The following is a 15,567-nucleotide window of genomic DNA, read 5'->3' as shown; positions in this document are numbered from 1 at the left end:
CCCCAGGTATGACGGGTACGACGGAGTGTCACCCGACCGTGTCACCAGGCGAGTTGGGCCAGTTCCTCCGCCACGACCGCGCAGGCGTCCGCCGCCGGGTCGATCAGCGGGAAGTGGCCGGCCTCCTCCAGGAGCGTCAGGCCCACCGTCTCGCCGGCCTTCGCCGCCGCGTCGGCGTACGCCTCGGCGACCTGAGCCGGGACCACGATGTCGTCGCGGCCCTGGACCAGGGTCGTGGCGATGCCGGTGGGCAGCAGGGCGGCGGGGTCCGCGTACGGGACGCGGGCGTCGAACTCCGCCGGGCCGCCGAGGAGTTGCTCCACCGCGCCGCCGCACACGCCGAGCTCGACGGAGCGGGCGAAGTGGGCGATGGGCGCCAGGGCGACGACGCCGCGCAGGGCCGGCGGTGCGGGCAGGCGCCAGGGGGCGTCCTGCGGCAGACAGTGCCGGGCGGCGGCCCAGAGGGCCAGATGGCCGCCCGCGGAGTGACCCGTCAGCACGATGCGCCGCGGGTCCGCCTGCGGCAGGTGCGCCGCCGCCAGGCCGGGCAGCGCGTCCATCGCGGCGGCCACGTCGTCGAAGGTCTCCGGCCAGCGGCCGGCCACCGGGGCGGCGGCGCCCTGCCGGGGGATGTCGCTGCCGCGCCGGTACTCGACGTTGGCGACGGCGAAGCCGCGCCGCGCCAGATAGTCCACGAACGGGGTCAGGTGCTGCCGGTCGTACGGGGCCCGCCACGCGCCGCCGTGCAGGGCGACGACCAGCGGGGCCTGCCGCCGCCCGTCGCGCGGGGCGTAGAAGTCGACGACCTGGTCCGGGTGTCCGCCGTACGGGGCGGACGCGTCGGGGGCGACGGCCGGGTGCGAGAAGGCCGAGGCTTCTTCGGCGGCGTCGCGCGCGGCAGGGTCGGGCATGGCGGTTCCAACCTCTCGTGGACGGGGCCGAATCGGCCTGACCTGCGGGGACGGTACCAAAAGCCCGCCCCCGCGGATCAGCCGATCATCAGACCGTCCGACCGCCGCCGGACGCCTCGTCCCGAGCCCCGCCCAGGACCTCGGCGACGACCTCCGCCAGCACCCGCGCCGCCCGCTCCGCGTCCGCGAAGCCGACGTACAGCGGCGTGAAGCCGAAGCGCAGCACGTCGGGCCGGCGCAGATCGCCGACGACGCCGCGGGCGATCAGCTCCGCCATCACCGCGGGCGCGGCGTCGCAGCGCAGCGCGACCTGGCTGCCGCGCTCCGCGTGCGCCTCGGGCGTCAGGGACTCCACGGCGCCCTCGGGCACGTACGCGCGCACGCACCGGAGGAAGAAGTCCGTCAGCGCGAGCGACTTGGCGCGCACGTCCTCGATCGAGACCCCGTCCCACACGTCGAGCGCCGACTCCAGGGCCAGCATCGACAGGATGTCGGGGGTGCCGACCCGGCCGCGCAGCGCGCCCTCGGCCGCCGTGTAGCCGGGGGTCATGCCGAACGGGTCGGCATGCGAGTTCCAGCCGGGCAGCGGCGAGTCGAAGGCCGCCTGATGGCGCTCGGCGACGTACAGGTACGCCGGCGCGCCGGGTCCGCCGTTGAGGTACTTGTACGTGCAGCCGACCGCGAGGTCGACGCCGTGCGCGTCCAGGCCGACCGGCAGGGCGCCCGCGCTGTGGCACAGGTCCCAGACCGCCAGCGCGCCCGCCGCCCGCAGGGCCTCGGTGATGCCGGGCAGGTCGTGCAGCCGGCCGGTGCGGTAGTCGACGTGGTTGACCAGCGCGGCGGCCGTACGGGGGCCCGCCGCCGCGGCGACCTCGTGCGGCGCGACCGGCACCAGCCGCCGGCCCGTCATCCGGGCCGCGGACTGCGCGATGTACCCGTCCGTGGGAAAGGTCGTCGCGTCGACGAGGATCTCGTCCCGGTCGTCCCCGGCGAGCCGGGCCGCCGCGACGACCGCCTTGAAGACGTTCACGCTCGTCGAGTCGCCGACGACGATCTGCCCGGGGGCCGCCCCCACGAGCGGGGCGATCCGGTCGCCGATCCGCTCCGGGGCGGTCCACCAGCCCGACTCGTCCCACGAGCGGATGCGCAGCCGCCCCCACTCGCGGGCGATGACGTCGGCCATCCGGTCCGGGACGTGCGCGGGCAGCGCGCCCAGCGAGTTGCCGTCCAGGTAGACGGCCTCGTCCAGGGCGAACAGCTCCCGCCGCTTGGCCAGCGGGTCCTCGGAGTCGAGCCGCAGCGCGGTCTCGCGCAGAGTGGTCTCAGACATGGCTGCGCGCCGTCCACAGCTCGGGGAACACGTTCTTCTGCGCCCGCTTCTCCAGCCAGGCCACGCCCGCGGAGCCGCCGGTGCCGGTCTTCGAGCCCATGGCCCGGCGGGTGGCGACCAGGTGGTCGTTGCGCCAGCGCCAGACCAGCTCGGCGACGTCGCTCAGCGCCTCGCCGAGCCGCACCAGCTCCGCGTTCTGGTCGGGGTCGGCGTAGATGCCGGCCCAGACCCGCTCGACCTCGGGCGACGGCTCGTACCGCAGCGACGGATCACGGCGGAGGACGGCCTCCGGCACCGGCAGTCCGCGCCGCGCGAGCAGCCGCAGCACCTCGTCGTACAGGCTCGGCTCCTGCAGCGCCTTCTCCAGCTCCGCGTGCACCCGCGGGGCGCCGCGGTGCGGCACCAGCATGGACGCGGACTTCTCGCCGAGCAGGAACTCCATCCGCCGGTACATCGCCGACTGGAAGCCGGAGCCCTCGCCGAGGGCGCCGCGGTAGGAGTTGAACTGCGCCGGCGTGAGGTGGGCCAGCGGACGCCAGGAGTGGTTCAGCGCCTCCAGCTCGCGCACGGAGCGCTTGAGCGCGTCCATCGCGACGGGCACGCGGTCCTCGCGCAGCGCCCGGCCGGCGGTCTCCCACTCGTGGACGATGACCGTGAACCACAGCTCCATGACCTGGGTGGTGACCAGGAAGACCATCTCGCCCGGATCGTCGGAGCGAGGGTGCTGGAGATGGGTGAGGACGTCCGCCCGGACATAGTCCTCGTACGGCGTCGTGCCCGCGAAGTCGAGGTTCGGGTCGTCGACCGAACCGGCTCCGGAGGCATCGGGGAAAGTAGACATTTCTGTCTCCTCGATACGTACTACCGGGTAGCGGTCCGCTCCTTCCGTGTGGTGATGGAGCCCCGGTCCCCTCGGGGCGCGAACGACGTCGTACGCGCCCCACGCGCATCATGGCACGACTGGCCCCGTGATGTAGCTACCGTCTTCGTCATACGGATACGCGTTCGAACGGCAGCCGTTCAGGCCCTTGATCTGCTGCATCATGACCGGCGCGAGCTTGCCCGGTCCCGGGCAGCTCATGTGCATCCGAATGCCGATCTCGTGCCCGACCTCGTGGTTGATGATCAGGTGCCGGTACTCCTCGGGCGGCCCGGAGAACGTCGGCGAGCCCAGCATCCAGCGCTTGAGGTTCACCACCACGCCCTGGGTGGTCTCGCAGTTCAGCTCGCCGCGGGTGTTCAGGCCCTGGGCCAGGCAGAGGCGGTCGGCGGTGTCCGGGGTGGCGATCCGGATGACGAAGTCGGCGTTCTCCGACACCAGCTGGAAGCGACCGCGGCCGTGCGCGGCCCAGCCGCGCGGATGCGCCAGGATCTCCTGGATCTCGGCGGCCGCCTCGCGCGCCGAGATGTCGACGCCGTCCTCGACCTGCACCCGGTAGCGGCGCAGCGTGCCGCCCGTGCCGACCGCGTCGCCGGAGGACCGGGCTGTGGTGAAGGTGCCCCGGCCCGACTGCGGCACGGTCGTCCTCTTCGGCTTCGGCGAGGGCTTCGGGGTCGGCGTGGGGCTCGGACTCGGCTTCGGGCTGAGCACCGGCTTCGGCGTGGGCGTCGAGCTCGGCGCCGGCCCGGCCGACACGTCCCGCTCCTGCGCCTTCTTCCAGTACGCCAGCGCCACCCCGCCGCCGAGCGTCACCCCGGCCAGGACGGCCACGAACAGCAGCAGCCGCGCCACGGGACGGCGTCTGCTGCGGGCCCGACGGCGCCCCTGCGCCCGTCTGCGCCCACGACTGCCGGCACCCCGCTTGCCCACGACAGTTTCCCCCCTGCGCCGGCCGGGTGGGCCGGTTGGTCCAATCGATGGTGTGTGCGATCGTACCGGCCGCCCCTGTCACCCCCGACGGCCCGTCACGACGGACCGGGGGCCCGGAGTCCGCTCCGAGCCCCCGGCCTGCGGCATTGCCCCCGCGGTCAGTTGAGGGTGTCGGCGGCCGTGGCCGAGGAGTCGCGCAGGAACGTCGAGCAGCGCTCGTACTCCTCCTGCTCGCCGATCGCCTGCGCGGCCCGGGCCAGCGCGTGCAGCGCGCGCAGGAAGCCGCGGTTCGGCTCGTGCTCCCACGGCACGGGGCCGTGGCCCTTCCAGCCGGCGCGGCGCAGCGCGTCCAGGCCGCGGTGGTAACCGGTGCGGGCGTACGCGTACGACTCGACGACGCGACCGCCCTCGTACGCCTCGTCGGCGAGCCGGGCCCACGCCAGCGAGGACGTCGGGTACTTCGCCGCGACGTCCGCGGGCGCGGTGCCCTCGGCGAGCAGCTCGCGCGGCTCGGGGTCGTCGGGCAGGTGGGTGGGGGGCGGTCCCCCCAGCAGGTTCTCGTGGATGGCCATGGGGCCAGTCTGCCTCAGGCGGCCGCGGGGCCCCGCTTCCCGGGTTCCTCCTGGCCCGCGCCCGGCTCCAGCGGCGGGGCGGACACCCCGCAGTGGACCTTGCAGCCGGGATGGCAGCCGGCCGGTTCGGGCGTGCGGATCGTCAGCCACGCCAGCAGCGCGCCCGCCACCAGCAGCCCGGCGCACATCGGCATCGCCCGCTCGAAGGTCGCGCCGAACTCCTCGGCCGAGCGGTACGCCGTCGGGCCCATGCCCGTCAGCAGCGGCAGCGCGGCCACCGCGAGCAGGCCCGCGGCCCGCGCGGCGGCGTTGTTGATGCCGCTGGCCAGGCCCGCCCGGGACACGTCCACGGAGGACAGCACCGTCGCGGTCAGCGGGGCGACCAGCGTGGTCATGCCGAGCCCGAGCACCACCATCGCCGGCAGCACGTCCCCGACGTACGAGGCGTCCTCGCCGACCCGCAGCATCAGCAGCATCCCCACCGCGCACAGCAGCGGCCCGACCGTCAGCGGGATGCGCGGCCCGATCCGCTCCCCCAGCTCCCCGGCCCGCGCGGAGAGCAGCAGCATCAGCACCGTCGTCGGCAGCAGTGCCGTGCCTGCCTCCAGCGCCGAGTACCCGGAGACCACCTGGAGCTGGAGCGCGGCCAGGAAGAAGAAGCCGCCGAAGACCGCGTACACGCACAGGGTGACCAGGTTGACCGCGGTGAACAGCCGGGAGCGGAAGATCGACAGCGGCAGCATGGGCTGCGGGGAGCGCCGCTCCTGGAGCACGAACGCGACGCCCACGGCCACCCCGGCCACGCCCGCGGGCCAGCTCTCGCCGATGAGGGCGTAGGTGACCAGGCCCAGCGAGGCCGCGCCGAGCAGGGCGCCGAGCACGTCGAAGCGCCCCCGGCCCGCCTGCTCGTCACGGGTCTCCGGGACGTGCCGCAGCGCGATCGGCACGCAGAGCGCGGCCAGCGGCACGTTCAGCAGGAAGACCCAGCGCCAGCCGGGGCCGTCGACGAGCCAGCCGCCCACGAACGGCCCCACCGCCGCGCCCACCCCGCCGAAACCGGACCACAGGCCGACCGCCCGCGCCCGGTCGTCGGGATGGAAGCTGGCCTGGAGGATCGCCAGCGAGCCGGGGGTGAGCAGCGCGCCGCCGACGCCCTGCAGGGCGCGGGCGGCGATCAGGATCTCCGCGTTCGGCGCCAGGCCGCAGAGCAGCGAGGCCAGCGCGAACCAGACCACGCCCAGGACGAAGACCTTCCGCCGCCCGTAGCGGTCGCCGAGCGCCCCGCCGAGGAGGATCAGCCCCGCGAGGGTGAGCATGTAGGCGTTGACGGTCCACTGGAGGGCCGCGAGGTCCGTGCCGAGGTCCTCGCCGATGTGCGGCAGGGCGACGTTGACGACGGTGGAGTCGAGCAGCACCATCCCGGAGCCCAGCACCGTGACGACGACGACCCAGCGCCCCGCCGGGGACCGCAGCCGCATGTCCGTTCCGGCCATACCCGCCATCCTCGCGTACGCGGACGGGCCCGGCACGCCGCGAGGCGCACCGGGCCCGTCGAGCCCCTACGGGGTCACTTCACGTGCGTACCGGCGGAGCGCAGCGCCTCGCAGGCCTCGACGACGCGCTTGGCCATGCCGGCCTCGGCCAGCTTGCCCCAGGTGCGCGGGTCGTAGGTGGACTTCTTGCCGACCTCGCCGTCGACCTTCAGGACGCCGTCGTAGTTCTTGAACATGTGGTCCGCGACCGGACGGGTGAAGGCGTACTGGGTGTCGGTGTCGAGGTTCATCTTGACGACGCCGTTCTCCAGCGCGGTGGCGATCTCCTCCTGCGTGGAGCCGGAGCCGCCGTGGAAGACGAAGTCGAACGGGCTGGCCTTGCCGAACTTCTCGGCGACACCGGCCTGCAGGTCCTTCAGCAGCTCGGGGCGGAGCACGACGTTGCCCGGCTTGTAGACGCCGTGCACGTTGCCGAAGGAGGCGGCCAGCAGGTAGCGGCCCTTCTCGCCCAGGCCGAGGGCCTCGGCGGTGCGGACGGCGTCCTCGACGGTGGTGTACAGCTCGTCGTTGATCTCGTGGCTGACGCCGTCCTCCTCGCCGCCGGTCGGGGTGATCTCGACCTCGAGGATGATGTTCGCGGCGGCGGCCTTCGCGAGCAGCTCCTGGCCGATGGCCAGGTTGTCGGCGAGGGTCTCGGCCGAGCCGTCCCACATGTGCGACTGGAACAGCGGGTTCTCGCCGCGGGCCACGCGCTCGGCGGAGATCTCCAGCAGCGGGCGGACGTAGCCGTCCAGCTTGTCCTTGGGGCAGTGGTCGGTGTGCAGCGCGATGTTGATGTCGTACTTCGCGGCGACGATGTGCGCGAACTCGGCCAGGGCGACGGCGCCGGTGACCATGTCCTTGTTGTGCTGGCCGCCCAGGAACTCGGCGCCACCGGTCGAGATCTGGATGATGCCGTCGCTGTTGGCCTCGGCGAAACCGCGCAGGGCAGCGTGCAGCGTCTGGGACGAGGTGACATTGATGGCCGGGTAGGCGAACTTGCCAGCCTTCGCCCGGTCGAGCATCTCGTTGTAGACCTCGGGGGTTGCGATGGGCATTCGTCCGCTCCTTGTGATGTGCGGGTGAGTGTGGTGCTAGCCCTGACCTGGGGTCGACGTCATCGTCGGTGGGGCCATCTTTCCAGACTCTTGACCTCCGCCTACAGGTCAGGGCGGAGCGTTTCACGTGAAACGCTCCGCCCTGACCGAAAACTGCAGGTCACACCTTGATCAGGTGGTTCGGTTACTCGCCGGTTCAGCCGAGGCCGAGCTCGTCGAGCGCGTAGGCGTACAGGTAGGGCACGCCCGCCGTACCGCTGATCTTCTCGCCGGCGCCGGTGGCCCGGTCCACGATCGTCGCCACCGCGACGACCTCGGCGCCGGCCGCGCGGGCCGCCTCGACGGCGGTGAGCGGCGAGCCGCCGGTGGTGGAGGTGTCCTCGACGATCAGGACCCGGCGGCCCTTGATGTCCGGGCCCTCGACCTGGCGCTGCATGCCGTGCGCCTTGGCGGCCTTGCGGACGACGAAGGCGTCCAGGCGGCGGCCGGCGGCCGCGGCGGCGTGCAGCATCGAGGTGGCGACCGGGTCGGCGCCGAGGGTGAGGCCGCCGACCGCGTCGAAGTCCAGCTCGGAGGTCAGGTCGAGCATGACCTGACCCACCAGGGGCGCCGCGGAGCCGTCCAGCGTGATCCGGCGCAGGTCCACGTAGTAGTCGGCTTCCAGACCCGAGGAGAGGGTCACCTTGCCGTGCACCACGGCCTTGTCCTTGATCTGCTGGAGCAGCTCAGCGCGTACGTCAGTCATGCTCATGAGCTTAAAGGCGTCGCCAGGCGAAGGTCGCCTCGATCTCCAGGGGGTCGATCGGGGTGACGAGCCGGGGGTGGGTGTTGAGCCCGTTCGGCGGACCGGACTGCGGTTCGACGCAGACCGCGGCCTCCTGCTCGTCGTAGATCACCACCCACTCGGCGCGGGAGCTCACCGTCAGCTCCAGCCGCTCCGGCCAGGTCAGCGTCACGGACACGCCGTCGGGCATCCCGAAGCAGTCGTCCCACGGGCCCGGGAGGGGCTCGATCCGGCGCCCGGTGGGCAGGTGGTCGTCGCCGCGCTCCTCCTGCCAGGCCGCGGTGAAGTCGAGCCGCACGGGCTCCGAGGCGCCCTGCGGGCCGTCGAGGACCCGGAGGAACCAGGGGTGCCAGCCGGCCTGTGCCGGGAACGAGACGTCGGCCGCCTCGACGCCCATGCGCAGGGTGAGCGCGTCCTCGGTGAGCTCGAAGACCTGGGTGACCCGGCCGGCGTAGGGCCACGGGTCGCCGAGCTCGCAGGTGAAGCTCGCGCTGCGCTCGTCGACGGCGGCGGTGCGCCAGGCGCCGTCGCGCACGGTGCCGTGGATGGCGTGCGGCGGGGAGTTCAGAGGCAGTTGGTGCTTGTCGCCGCCGTTGCGGAACTCGCCGTGGGCGGTCCGGCCGCACCACGGGGCCATGGGGAAGCTGCCGTACTTCGCTCCCTGGCGCAGGAGTTCGGTGCCGCCGATGCGGAGGCCGGCGAGGCGGCAGCCGTTCTCGGGGTCGATGGTCACCTCGGCGTCGCCCGCCGTCAGTCGCGTCTGCATGCTCACGGACCCGACCTTAGGCGCTGTCAGCGCCGGCGACGCAGTGCACGCCCGACGACCACGGCGGACGCGATCGCCAGCGCGGCGGCGGGCGCCACCCAGCGCAGGGCCGCCCCGGCCCGTGCGGCCTCCGGCGCGGGCACCGGGGCGTACCGGCCGCGCGGCGGCGCGTGGTCCACCTCCTCGGCGCTCCGCCCGATCATCGTCCGCCGCGCGTGCGCCGCCTCGGCGGGCGGCTCGGCGTCGAACTCGTCGTCGAGCAGCGGCTCCAGCGAGGAGGGCGGCACGGGCACCTCGAACACGGAGGCGGGCTCGGGGGCGTCGGAGGCGGGGACCTCGGGGGAGACGTCGGCGTCCGAGGCGTCGTCGGCGTCCGCCGCGCGGGGGCCGGTCGTCTCGTCGGCGTCGGGGTCGGCTTCGGCTTCGGCGGCCGGGCCACCGTCGTCCTCCGCGCGCGCCTCCGGCACCGCGCCGGACGGAGCCCCATCGGCCGTACCGGCGTCGGCAGGGCCCGCCTCCACATCCGCCTCCGTGCGGCCTGCCTCCTCCGCCAAGGCGGAGGCGAGGCGGTCGAGGAGGCGGTGGGCGGCTGTGGTGGCGGTGTCCGGGGGGACGTCCGCGAGGCGGCCGTCGGCCGTTGCGGTGCCGGTGACGGTGAGCGTGGTGCCGCCCTCGGCCGGGGTCAGGCGGAGGCTCAGGGTGAGTTTCACCCCGCCCGGCCCGCGGGCCTCGTTCCCCTCGCCCTCCACCGTCCAGGTGTCGTCCGTCCCCGTGAGGCGCAGCGCGCCGCGGTACGTGATGGTGTGGCCGCCCACGCGGACCCTCAGCCGGCCGGCGAGCGGGCCGGCGGCCGCGTCGGCGTCCTGCTGGAGGCCGGGCACGCAGCGCGCCACCCGTGCGGGGTCCGCCAGCGTCTGGCGGAGCAGTTCGGGCGTGACCGGAACGAACACCTCATGCTCCATAAAAACCGAGCCTACTCAGCCCGTCCGCCCCCGTCTGCGCTTTGGACCCGCCGCGCTCACTCCGCGTACCGCGGGTGCACCAGCGTGGAGGCGGGCAGCCCCCCGCGCACGCGGGTCCGCTCGACGCGCGCCGAACCGGCCGCCAGGGCCTCCGGCGTCAGGAAGCGCAGCCCCGGGACGTCCTTTGGCAGGGCCGGGCGGGGCGCCGGGCCGCGCGCGGCGAGCAGGTACCCGCAGTCGGGTCCCGTGACGGCCGCCCCGTACGGGCGCGTCGTGAAGCCGGCCGCCCGGAGCGTCGCGTCGACGGTCCAGTACGCGGCCGGCCGCTCCGCCGGGGAGCCGGCGTGCACCGCCGTCCGGCCGCCGGGGGCAAGGACCCGCGCCGCGAGCCCGTAGAACTCCTCGGAGTACAACTTGGCGCTCGCGGCGGCCCCGGGTCCGGGCAGGTCCGAGACGACCACGTCGTACGCGCCGGGCTCGCGCAGCGCCTCCTCGCGCAGCCAGCGGAACGGGTCCGCGATCTCCACCCGCACCCGCGGGTCGCGCAGCGCGCCGTCGTTGAGCGCGGTCAGCTCGGGCCGGACGCGGGCGAGCCGGACGATGCCCGGGTCGAGCTCGACCACGGTGACCGAGACGACGTCCGGGTACTTCAGCACCTCGCGCGCCGCGAGACCGTCGCCGCCGCCGAGGACCAGGACCCGGGTCCGGGGGCCGTCCATCGCGGGGTGCACGAGGGCCTCGTGGTGCAGGCGCTCCTCCGCGCCGCCCCCGCGCAGCCGGCCGGCCACGAACAGGGCCGACGGCCCCTCGGGGGCGCCGGTGACCACGACCTCCTGGAGGCCGGTCCGCACGGCGACGCGCACGTCCTCGCCGTACACGGCCCGCCGCGCGGCCCGCTCGAAGTCGTCGACGAGCACCGTGGCGGTGGCGAGCAGCGCGAGCACGCCCACGGTGACGGCGAGCAGCAGCGCCCGGGTCCGCCGGGTGAGGTCGCGCCGGAACAGCCAGAGCACCAGCGCCCCGCCCGCGACCGCGTTGACCGCGCCGGTCACCAGCGCGCCGGTGAGCTGGCCGAGCCAGGGCAGCAGGAGGAACGGGAAGGCCAGCCCGCCGACCAGCGCGCCCACGTAGTCCGCGGCGAACAGGTCGGCGACGGTGCCGGCCGGGTCGTCCGCCCCGCCCGCCGAGCGCCGCCGGGCCCCGCGCACCCGCTCGCGGGCGCCGCCGCCCGGCGCCGGGTCGTCTCCGCTGGTCGCGGCGCGCTGGATCAGCGCCATCAGCAGGGGGATCTCGGCGCCGATCAGCACCCCGGTCGCCAGCGAGAACGCCACCAGCACGTACCGCGCCTCGCCGAACCAGGCGAACGCCGCGTACAGCACGAGCGCCGAACAGCCGCCGATGAGCGCGAGGCCCGCCTCGACCAGGCCGAAGCCGACGGCCGCGCGGCACCGCAGCCGCTTGGCGAGCAGCGAGCCGACGCCCATCGCGAAGACCATGACGGACAGCACGACGGACGCGTGGGTGACCGAGTCCCCGATCAAGTACGAGGCGAGCGCCACGAGTTCGAGCTCGTAGACCAGCCCGCAGGCGGCGCAGACGAAGACGACCGCGAGCACCGGGTACCGCACCGCGGCGGCCGGCCGCACGGGCGGCGCGGCCGGCCGCTGCCTCCGCCGCTGCCGCTGTCGCTCCGCGGGCTCGGTCAGCCGGTCCGCGGGTGGGGGCGACAGGAACAGGGGCGGGTCGATCATGTTCGTAACGCTACGTCACATATGCGGAGCGCCCTGTCACCCACACGAGTGCAATGGGCGACCCTCCGGCACCGCGGCCCGCCCTACAGGGCGGCGGGCGTCCGTGCGCCGATGCGGGTGCGCGTCACCACCAGCTGGCCTTCCTCCGGGTAGGCGTGCCAGGTGCGCCAGCGCACCTGGCCGTCGTGCTTCTGCGCCAGCATGGCGGTGAACGCGTACGGCGAGCCCGGGAACATGCCGGCCAGGCCGTTCGGGTGGTCGGCGACCAGGGCGAGCAGCTCCTGGGCGCGGCCGGCGAACGAGCCCTGCGACAGGTTCTCGACGCGGGCGGCGAACTCGTACTCCCACTCCCCCACCCGCTTGGAGACGCCGAGCGGCAGGGGTGTGCTGCTGCCGGGCATACAGGCGACGGTCTCGGAGCAGTTGCCCTGCTCGTCCTCCAGGAGCACCTGGTGGGAGGCGCCGAGGAGGCGCAACTGGAGCTTCGCTCCGGTCAGTTCGAGATCGAGCACGGCGAGGGCCGGCAGCGGTTCGCGCCCCAGGGCCCAGGCCAGGTCGGCCGCGCACGTGTCGGTATAGGTGGTCTTCAGGGTTTTGAGCATGGGTCGGCTCCGCAAACACGGTTTGACGGGTGGGCCGGGGGCGCCCCGGAGAAGGATTCAACGGGAGTGGGGGATCGCCGTCTCGGGTCCACACACGGTCCGAGGGCTGGATGTTCTCAACAGCGAGGGAACCATGAAGTCCGGTAACCGTGCAGCGTTTTTGCCCAACTTGGCGTGGTTTCCATCCCCTCGGGGGCCCCTGGGTTCAATTGTTCAATCAGAACCGATCGCCGGATCCCACAAGAAAGGACGCATCTGGCCCAACAGAAGGGCCCCCGGCGGTCATTGAGTCCACCGGCCACAGGGCCGGCGGGACCGCCGGGGGCCGTGCCGCCGGCGGCGGACCGACTGCCCCGTGTCAGTCGCCTCCGCCGCCGCCCCCGCAGCCGCCGCCCCCGCAGGACGAGGAGCCGCACGAGCTCCCGCCGCCGCAGGAGCTGCCGCCCCCACCGTCCCACCAGCTGCGCCGCCGGCCGCTCCGCCGGCGCCGCCGGTTGCCGACCGCGGACGCGAGGCCCCCGAGGACGAACAGAAGCGCCACCGCGATCACCAGTACTTCCATGTCGGTCTCCCCCGTCTTGTGCGTGTGGGGGAGATGCCCCCGCCGCTTCGCGCCCCAACAGGACTTGAGCAACTCCAGAGCTTCAGCTGCAGGAGGAGGAACTCGACGAGCAGGAGGAGGAGCAGGACGAGCTCGAACACGACGAGGTCGAGCAGGACGAGGAGCTCGTCGAGCACGACGACGAGGAGGCCCCGTAGGACGAGGACCGGGTGGAGGACGACGAGGAGGACGACGCCCCGGCCCACCAGCTGCCGGCGGACCCCGGCCCGGACCCGAGCGAGGGCTTCCGCAGCCCGAGCCACAGGACCCACACGACGGTCGCGAGGACGGCCGCCAGCGCGGCCACGAAGAGGAGGACTGCTGTCATGCCGCGGAGATCCCCCCGCCGCGCTCACGCCAAAGCGCTCTTGAGGAACTCCAGAGCTTCGGCCCAGGATGACCGTCATGACACGACCGCTGCTCAATCGCCGGCTCGCGGAGTTCGGCACGACGATCTTCGCCGAGATGTCCGCCCTCGCCGTGCGGACCGGGTCGATCAACCTGGGCCAGGGCTTCCCCGACACCGACGGCCCCGAGGAGGTGCGCGAGGCCGCGGTGCGCGCGCTGCGGGACGGGCGCGGCAACCAGTACCCGCCCGGCCCCGGGGTCCCCGAGCTGCGCCTGGCCGTCGCCGAGCACCAGCTGAAGCGGTACGGACTGTCCTTCGACCCCGACACGGAGGTCCTGGTCACCGCGGGTGCGACGGAGGCGATCGCCGCCACGCTGCTCGCCCTGCTCGAACCGGGCGACGAGGTGGTGGCCCTGGAGCCGTACTACGACTCGTACGCCGCCTGCATCGCGATGGCCGGCGCGACCCGCGTCCCGGTCACCCTCCGCCCGCACGACGGGGCGTACCGGCTCGACCTCGACGAGCTGCGCGCCGCGGTCACCGACCGCACGCGGCTGCTCCTGCTCAACACCCCGCACAACCCGACCGGCACGGTGCTCACCCGCGAGGAGCTCACCGCGATCGCGGAACTCGCGGTCGAGCGCGATCTGCTGGTCGTCACGGACGAGGTGTACGAGCACCTGGTGTTCGACGGCGCCGCGCACGTGCCGATCGCCACCCTCCCCGGCATGCGCGAGCGGACCGTCACCATCTCCTCCGCCGGCAAGACCTTCTCCTTCACCGGCTGGAAGGTCGGCTGGATCACCGCCCCGCCGGAGCTGACGAGCGCGGTCCGGTCGGCGAAGCAGTTCCTCACGTACGTGTCGTCCGGGCCCTTCCAGTACGCCATCGCCGAGGCGCTGCGGCTGCCGGAGACGTACTTCGACGGGCTGCGGGCCGATCTGGGCGCCAAGCGTGACCTGCTGAGCGACGGGCTCGAACAGGCCGGGTTCACGGTGTACCGGCCGGCCGGCACGTACTTCGTCACCACCGACATCCGGCCCCTGGGCGAGACCGACGGCTTCGCCTTCTGCCGCGCGCTGCCGGAGCGCTGCGGGGTGGTCGCCATTCCGAACGCGGTCTTCTACGACCACCGCGAGGAGGGGGCGCCGTTCGTCCGCTTCGCGTTCTGCAAGAGGGCGGACGTGCTCGAGGAGGCGGTGGGCCGGCTCCGCGGGCTGCGGTGATCCTCGGCGCGCCCCCTCCGTGCCTCACGGATCGTCGGGTAGACCGATTTGTCGGATAGACCCGATTGATTCGTTTCGCGTGTCCGGAGGTGCGCCCTGTCCGCCGAAACCCTCGAACGCGCGGCCCCCACGGCCGCGGGCGCCGTCGTCCGGGCGCTGCCGCGCCCGCGGGCGGCGCTGCGGCGGGCCGTGCCCGCGCTCGGGCTGTTCGCCGCGGCGCGGCTGACGGGGATGCTGGTGCTGGCCCTGTGGGCCTGGCACATCGACCGGTCCCCCCGCGCGCTGCTCGCCACCTCCCTGGACTCCGAGTGGTACGCCGGGATCGCCGCCCACGGCTACGGCCGCACGCTGCACCTGCCGGGCGGGGCCGTCCACTCGGACCTGGCGTTCTTCCCGCTGTACCCGGGGCTGCTGCGCGCCGTCTGCACCGTCCTGCCGGTCACCGGCGGCACCGCCGGGCTGCTGGTGTCCTGGACCGCGGCCGGCGCCGCGGCCTGGGGCGTGTACCTGGTCGCCGAGCGCACCGCCGGGCGGACCACGGCGACCTGGCTGGTGCTGCTGTGGGGCCTGCTGCCGCACTCGATCGTGCTGTCCATGGCGTACACCGAGCCGCTGATGACGGCGCTGGCCGCCTGGTCGCTGTACGCCCTGCTCACCCGTCGCTGGCTCTGGGCCGGCACGCTCGCCGCGCTCGCCGGGCTGTCCCGGCCGAGCGGGATCGCGGTCGCGGCGGCGGTGCTCGCGGCGGCCGCCTGGGAGGTGTGGCGGCGGCGGGGCCGGGCCCGGCCGCGGGTGTGGGCCGCCGCGGCCGTCGCGCCGGCGGGCTGGCTGGCGTACGTGCTGTGGGTGGGGGTCCGTCAGAAGGACCTGCTCGGCGGCTACTTCACCGTCCAGGAGGGCTGGACCTCCCGCTTCGACTTCGCCCGGGGCGCGCTGCGCGTCGTCCGGGACATGCTGCTGCGGCCCACCCAGTTCGGCTTCGCGATGGCGCTGGTGATCACGGCGGCCGGGGTGCTGCTGTTCGCGCTGCTCCTGCTGGGCGAGCCCGGGCAGCGGCCCCCGCTGCCGGTGCTCGTCTACACCGGCGTGCTGGTGCTGATCACCGTCGGCGGCTCCGGCTTCTTCGAGTCGAAGCCGCGTTTCCTGCTGCCGGCCTTCCCGCTGCTGCTGCCGCTCGCGGCCGCACTGACGAGAGCCCGGCCACGGGCGGCGATCACGGTCGCCGTCGCCCTGGCCGGGCTCTCGTTCTGCTACGGGGCGTACGCGCTGACGCTCGCCCAGATGGCGCTGTGAGCGCCCGGCGGGGCCTCGGC

Annotated in this window: 16 protein-coding genes; 2 read left to right on the top strand and 14 right to left on the bottom strand. The window is 74.1% G+C overall.

The features are described from left to right. Positions 1 to 41 precede the first annotated feature (41 nt). The 14 genes from ACNJ93_RS17055 to ACNJ93_RS16990 all read right to left on the bottom strand — a co-directional run bounded on the left by ACNJ93_RS17055 (position 42) and on the right by ACNJ93_RS16990 (position 12,942). On the bottom strand, positions 42 to 911 hold the full coding sequence (locus ACNJ93_RS17055; protein ID WP_418958257.1) for an alpha/beta hydrolase family protein: 870 nt from the start codon (positions 909 to 911) through the stop codon (positions 42 to 44). A gap of 88 nt (positions 912 to 999) precedes the next feature. Next, positions 1,000 to 2,241 (bottom strand): kynureninase, encoded by a 1,242-nt coding sequence (gene kynU, locus ACNJ93_RS17050; protein WP_418958256.1) that lies wholly within the window; start codon positions 2,239 to 2,241, stop codon positions 1,000 to 1,002. Next, positions 2,234 to 3,082 (bottom strand): tryptophan 2,3-dioxygenase, encoded by an 849-nt coding sequence (locus ACNJ93_RS17045; protein WP_418958255.1) that lies wholly within the window; start codon positions 3,080 to 3,082, stop codon positions 2,234 to 2,236. The genes kynU and ACNJ93_RS17045 overlap by 8 nt, the downstream gene beginning before the upstream one ends. Positions 3,083 to 3,190: 108 nt before the next feature. Beyond that, entirely contained in the window at positions 3,191 to 3,973 is a 783-nt protein-coding gene (locus ACNJ93_RS17040; protein ID WP_418958254.1) for a DUF3152 domain-containing protein, read from the bottom strand. Positions 3,974 to 4,209: 236 nt separating this feature from the next. Then, positions 4,210 to 4,623 carry a DUF3151 domain-containing protein gene (locus tag ACNJ93_RS17035; protein WP_418958253.1) on the bottom strand — a complete coding sequence of 138 codons (414 nt, stop codon included), beginning with the start codon at positions 4,621 to 4,623 and terminating at the stop codon, positions 4,210 to 4,212. Positions 4,624 to 4,637: 14 nt separating this feature from the next. Continuing rightward, entirely contained in the window at positions 4,638 to 6,116 is a 1,479-nt protein-coding gene (locus tag ACNJ93_RS17030) for an MFS transporter (protein ID WP_418958252.1), read from the bottom strand. Positions 6,117 to 6,190: 74 nt separating this feature from the next. Next, positions 6,191 to 7,213, bottom strand: coding sequence for a class II fructose-bisphosphate aldolase (fbaA, locus tag ACNJ93_RS17025; RefSeq protein WP_418958251.1), 1,023 nt, complete (start codon positions 7,211 to 7,213; stop codon positions 6,191 to 6,193). A gap of 196 nt (positions 7,214 to 7,409) precedes the next feature. After that, positions 7,410 to 7,958: an orotate phosphoribosyltransferase gene (gene pyrE, locus ACNJ93_RS17020; protein ID WP_418958250.1), complete on the bottom strand. Its 549-nt coding sequence runs from the start codon at positions 7,956 to 7,958 to the stop codon at positions 7,410 to 7,412. A gap of 10 nt (positions 7,959 to 7,968) precedes the next feature. Next, positions 7,969 to 8,763 carry an aldose 1-epimerase gene (locus ACNJ93_RS17015; protein ID WP_418961437.1) on the bottom strand — a complete coding sequence of 265 codons (795 nt, stop codon included), beginning with the start codon at positions 8,761 to 8,763 and terminating at the stop codon, positions 7,969 to 7,971. 26 nt (positions 8,764 to 8,789) lie between these two features. Beyond that, a complete protein-coding gene (locus ACNJ93_RS17010) occupies positions 8,790 to 9,725 on the bottom strand; it encodes an SRPBCC family protein (protein WP_418958249.1) in 936 nt (311 codons plus the stop codon). 56 nt (positions 9,726 to 9,781) lie between these two features. Then, positions 9,782 to 11,476 carry a polyamine aminopropyltransferase gene (locus ACNJ93_RS17005; RefSeq protein ID WP_418958248.1) on the bottom strand — a complete coding sequence of 565 codons (1,695 nt, stop codon included), beginning with the start codon at positions 11,474 to 11,476 and terminating at the stop codon, positions 9,782 to 9,784. 83 nt (positions 11,477 to 11,559) lie between these two features. Further along, the gene (locus tag ACNJ93_RS17000; protein WP_418958247.1) at positions 11,560 to 12,078 is read right to left on the bottom strand and encodes a DUF2617 family protein; all 519 of its coding nucleotides are present in this window, start codon (positions 12,076 to 12,078) and stop codon (positions 11,560 to 11,562) included. 358 nt (positions 12,079 to 12,436) lie between these two features. Further along, complete coding sequence (locus ACNJ93_RS16995; RefSeq protein WP_418958246.1) at positions 12,437 to 12,640, bottom strand: hypothetical protein; 204 nt, start codon at positions 12,638 to 12,640, stop codon at positions 12,437 to 12,439. Continuing rightward, on the bottom strand, positions 12,625 to 12,942 hold the full coding sequence (locus ACNJ93_RS16990) for a hypothetical protein (protein WP_418958245.1): 318 nt from the start codon (positions 12,940 to 12,942) through the stop codon (positions 12,625 to 12,627). Before ACNJ93_RS16990 ends, ACNJ93_RS16995 begins: the two co-directional genes overlap by 16 nt. 133 nt (positions 12,943 to 13,075) lie before the next feature. Between ACNJ93_RS16990 and ACNJ93_RS16985 the strand changes: the two genes are divergently transcribed. Together ACNJ93_RS16985 and ACNJ93_RS16980 are read left to right on the top strand one after the other, a co-directional pair. Then, complete coding sequence (locus ACNJ93_RS16985) at positions 13,076 to 14,254, top strand: pyridoxal phosphate-dependent aminotransferase (protein ID WP_418958244.1); 1,179 nt, start codon at positions 13,076 to 13,078, stop codon at positions 14,252 to 14,254. 156 nt (positions 14,255 to 14,410) lie between these two features. Further along, positions 14,411 to 15,547 carry a hypothetical protein gene (locus ACNJ93_RS16980; RefSeq protein ID WP_418961436.1) on the top strand — a complete coding sequence of 379 codons (1,137 nt, stop codon included), beginning with the start codon at positions 14,411 to 14,413 and terminating at the stop codon, positions 15,545 to 15,547. Positions 15,548 to 15,567: the final 20 nt, after the last annotated feature.

It is taken from the genome of Streptomyces tritici, from assembly GCF_048500665.1.
Taxonomy (GTDB): Bacteria; Actinomycetota; Actinomycetes; order Streptomycetales; family Streptomycetaceae; genus Streptomyces; species Streptomyces tritici.
Note: the sequence above shows the minus strand (reverse complement) of the source record. Positions and strands in the feature narration are given on the sequence as shown.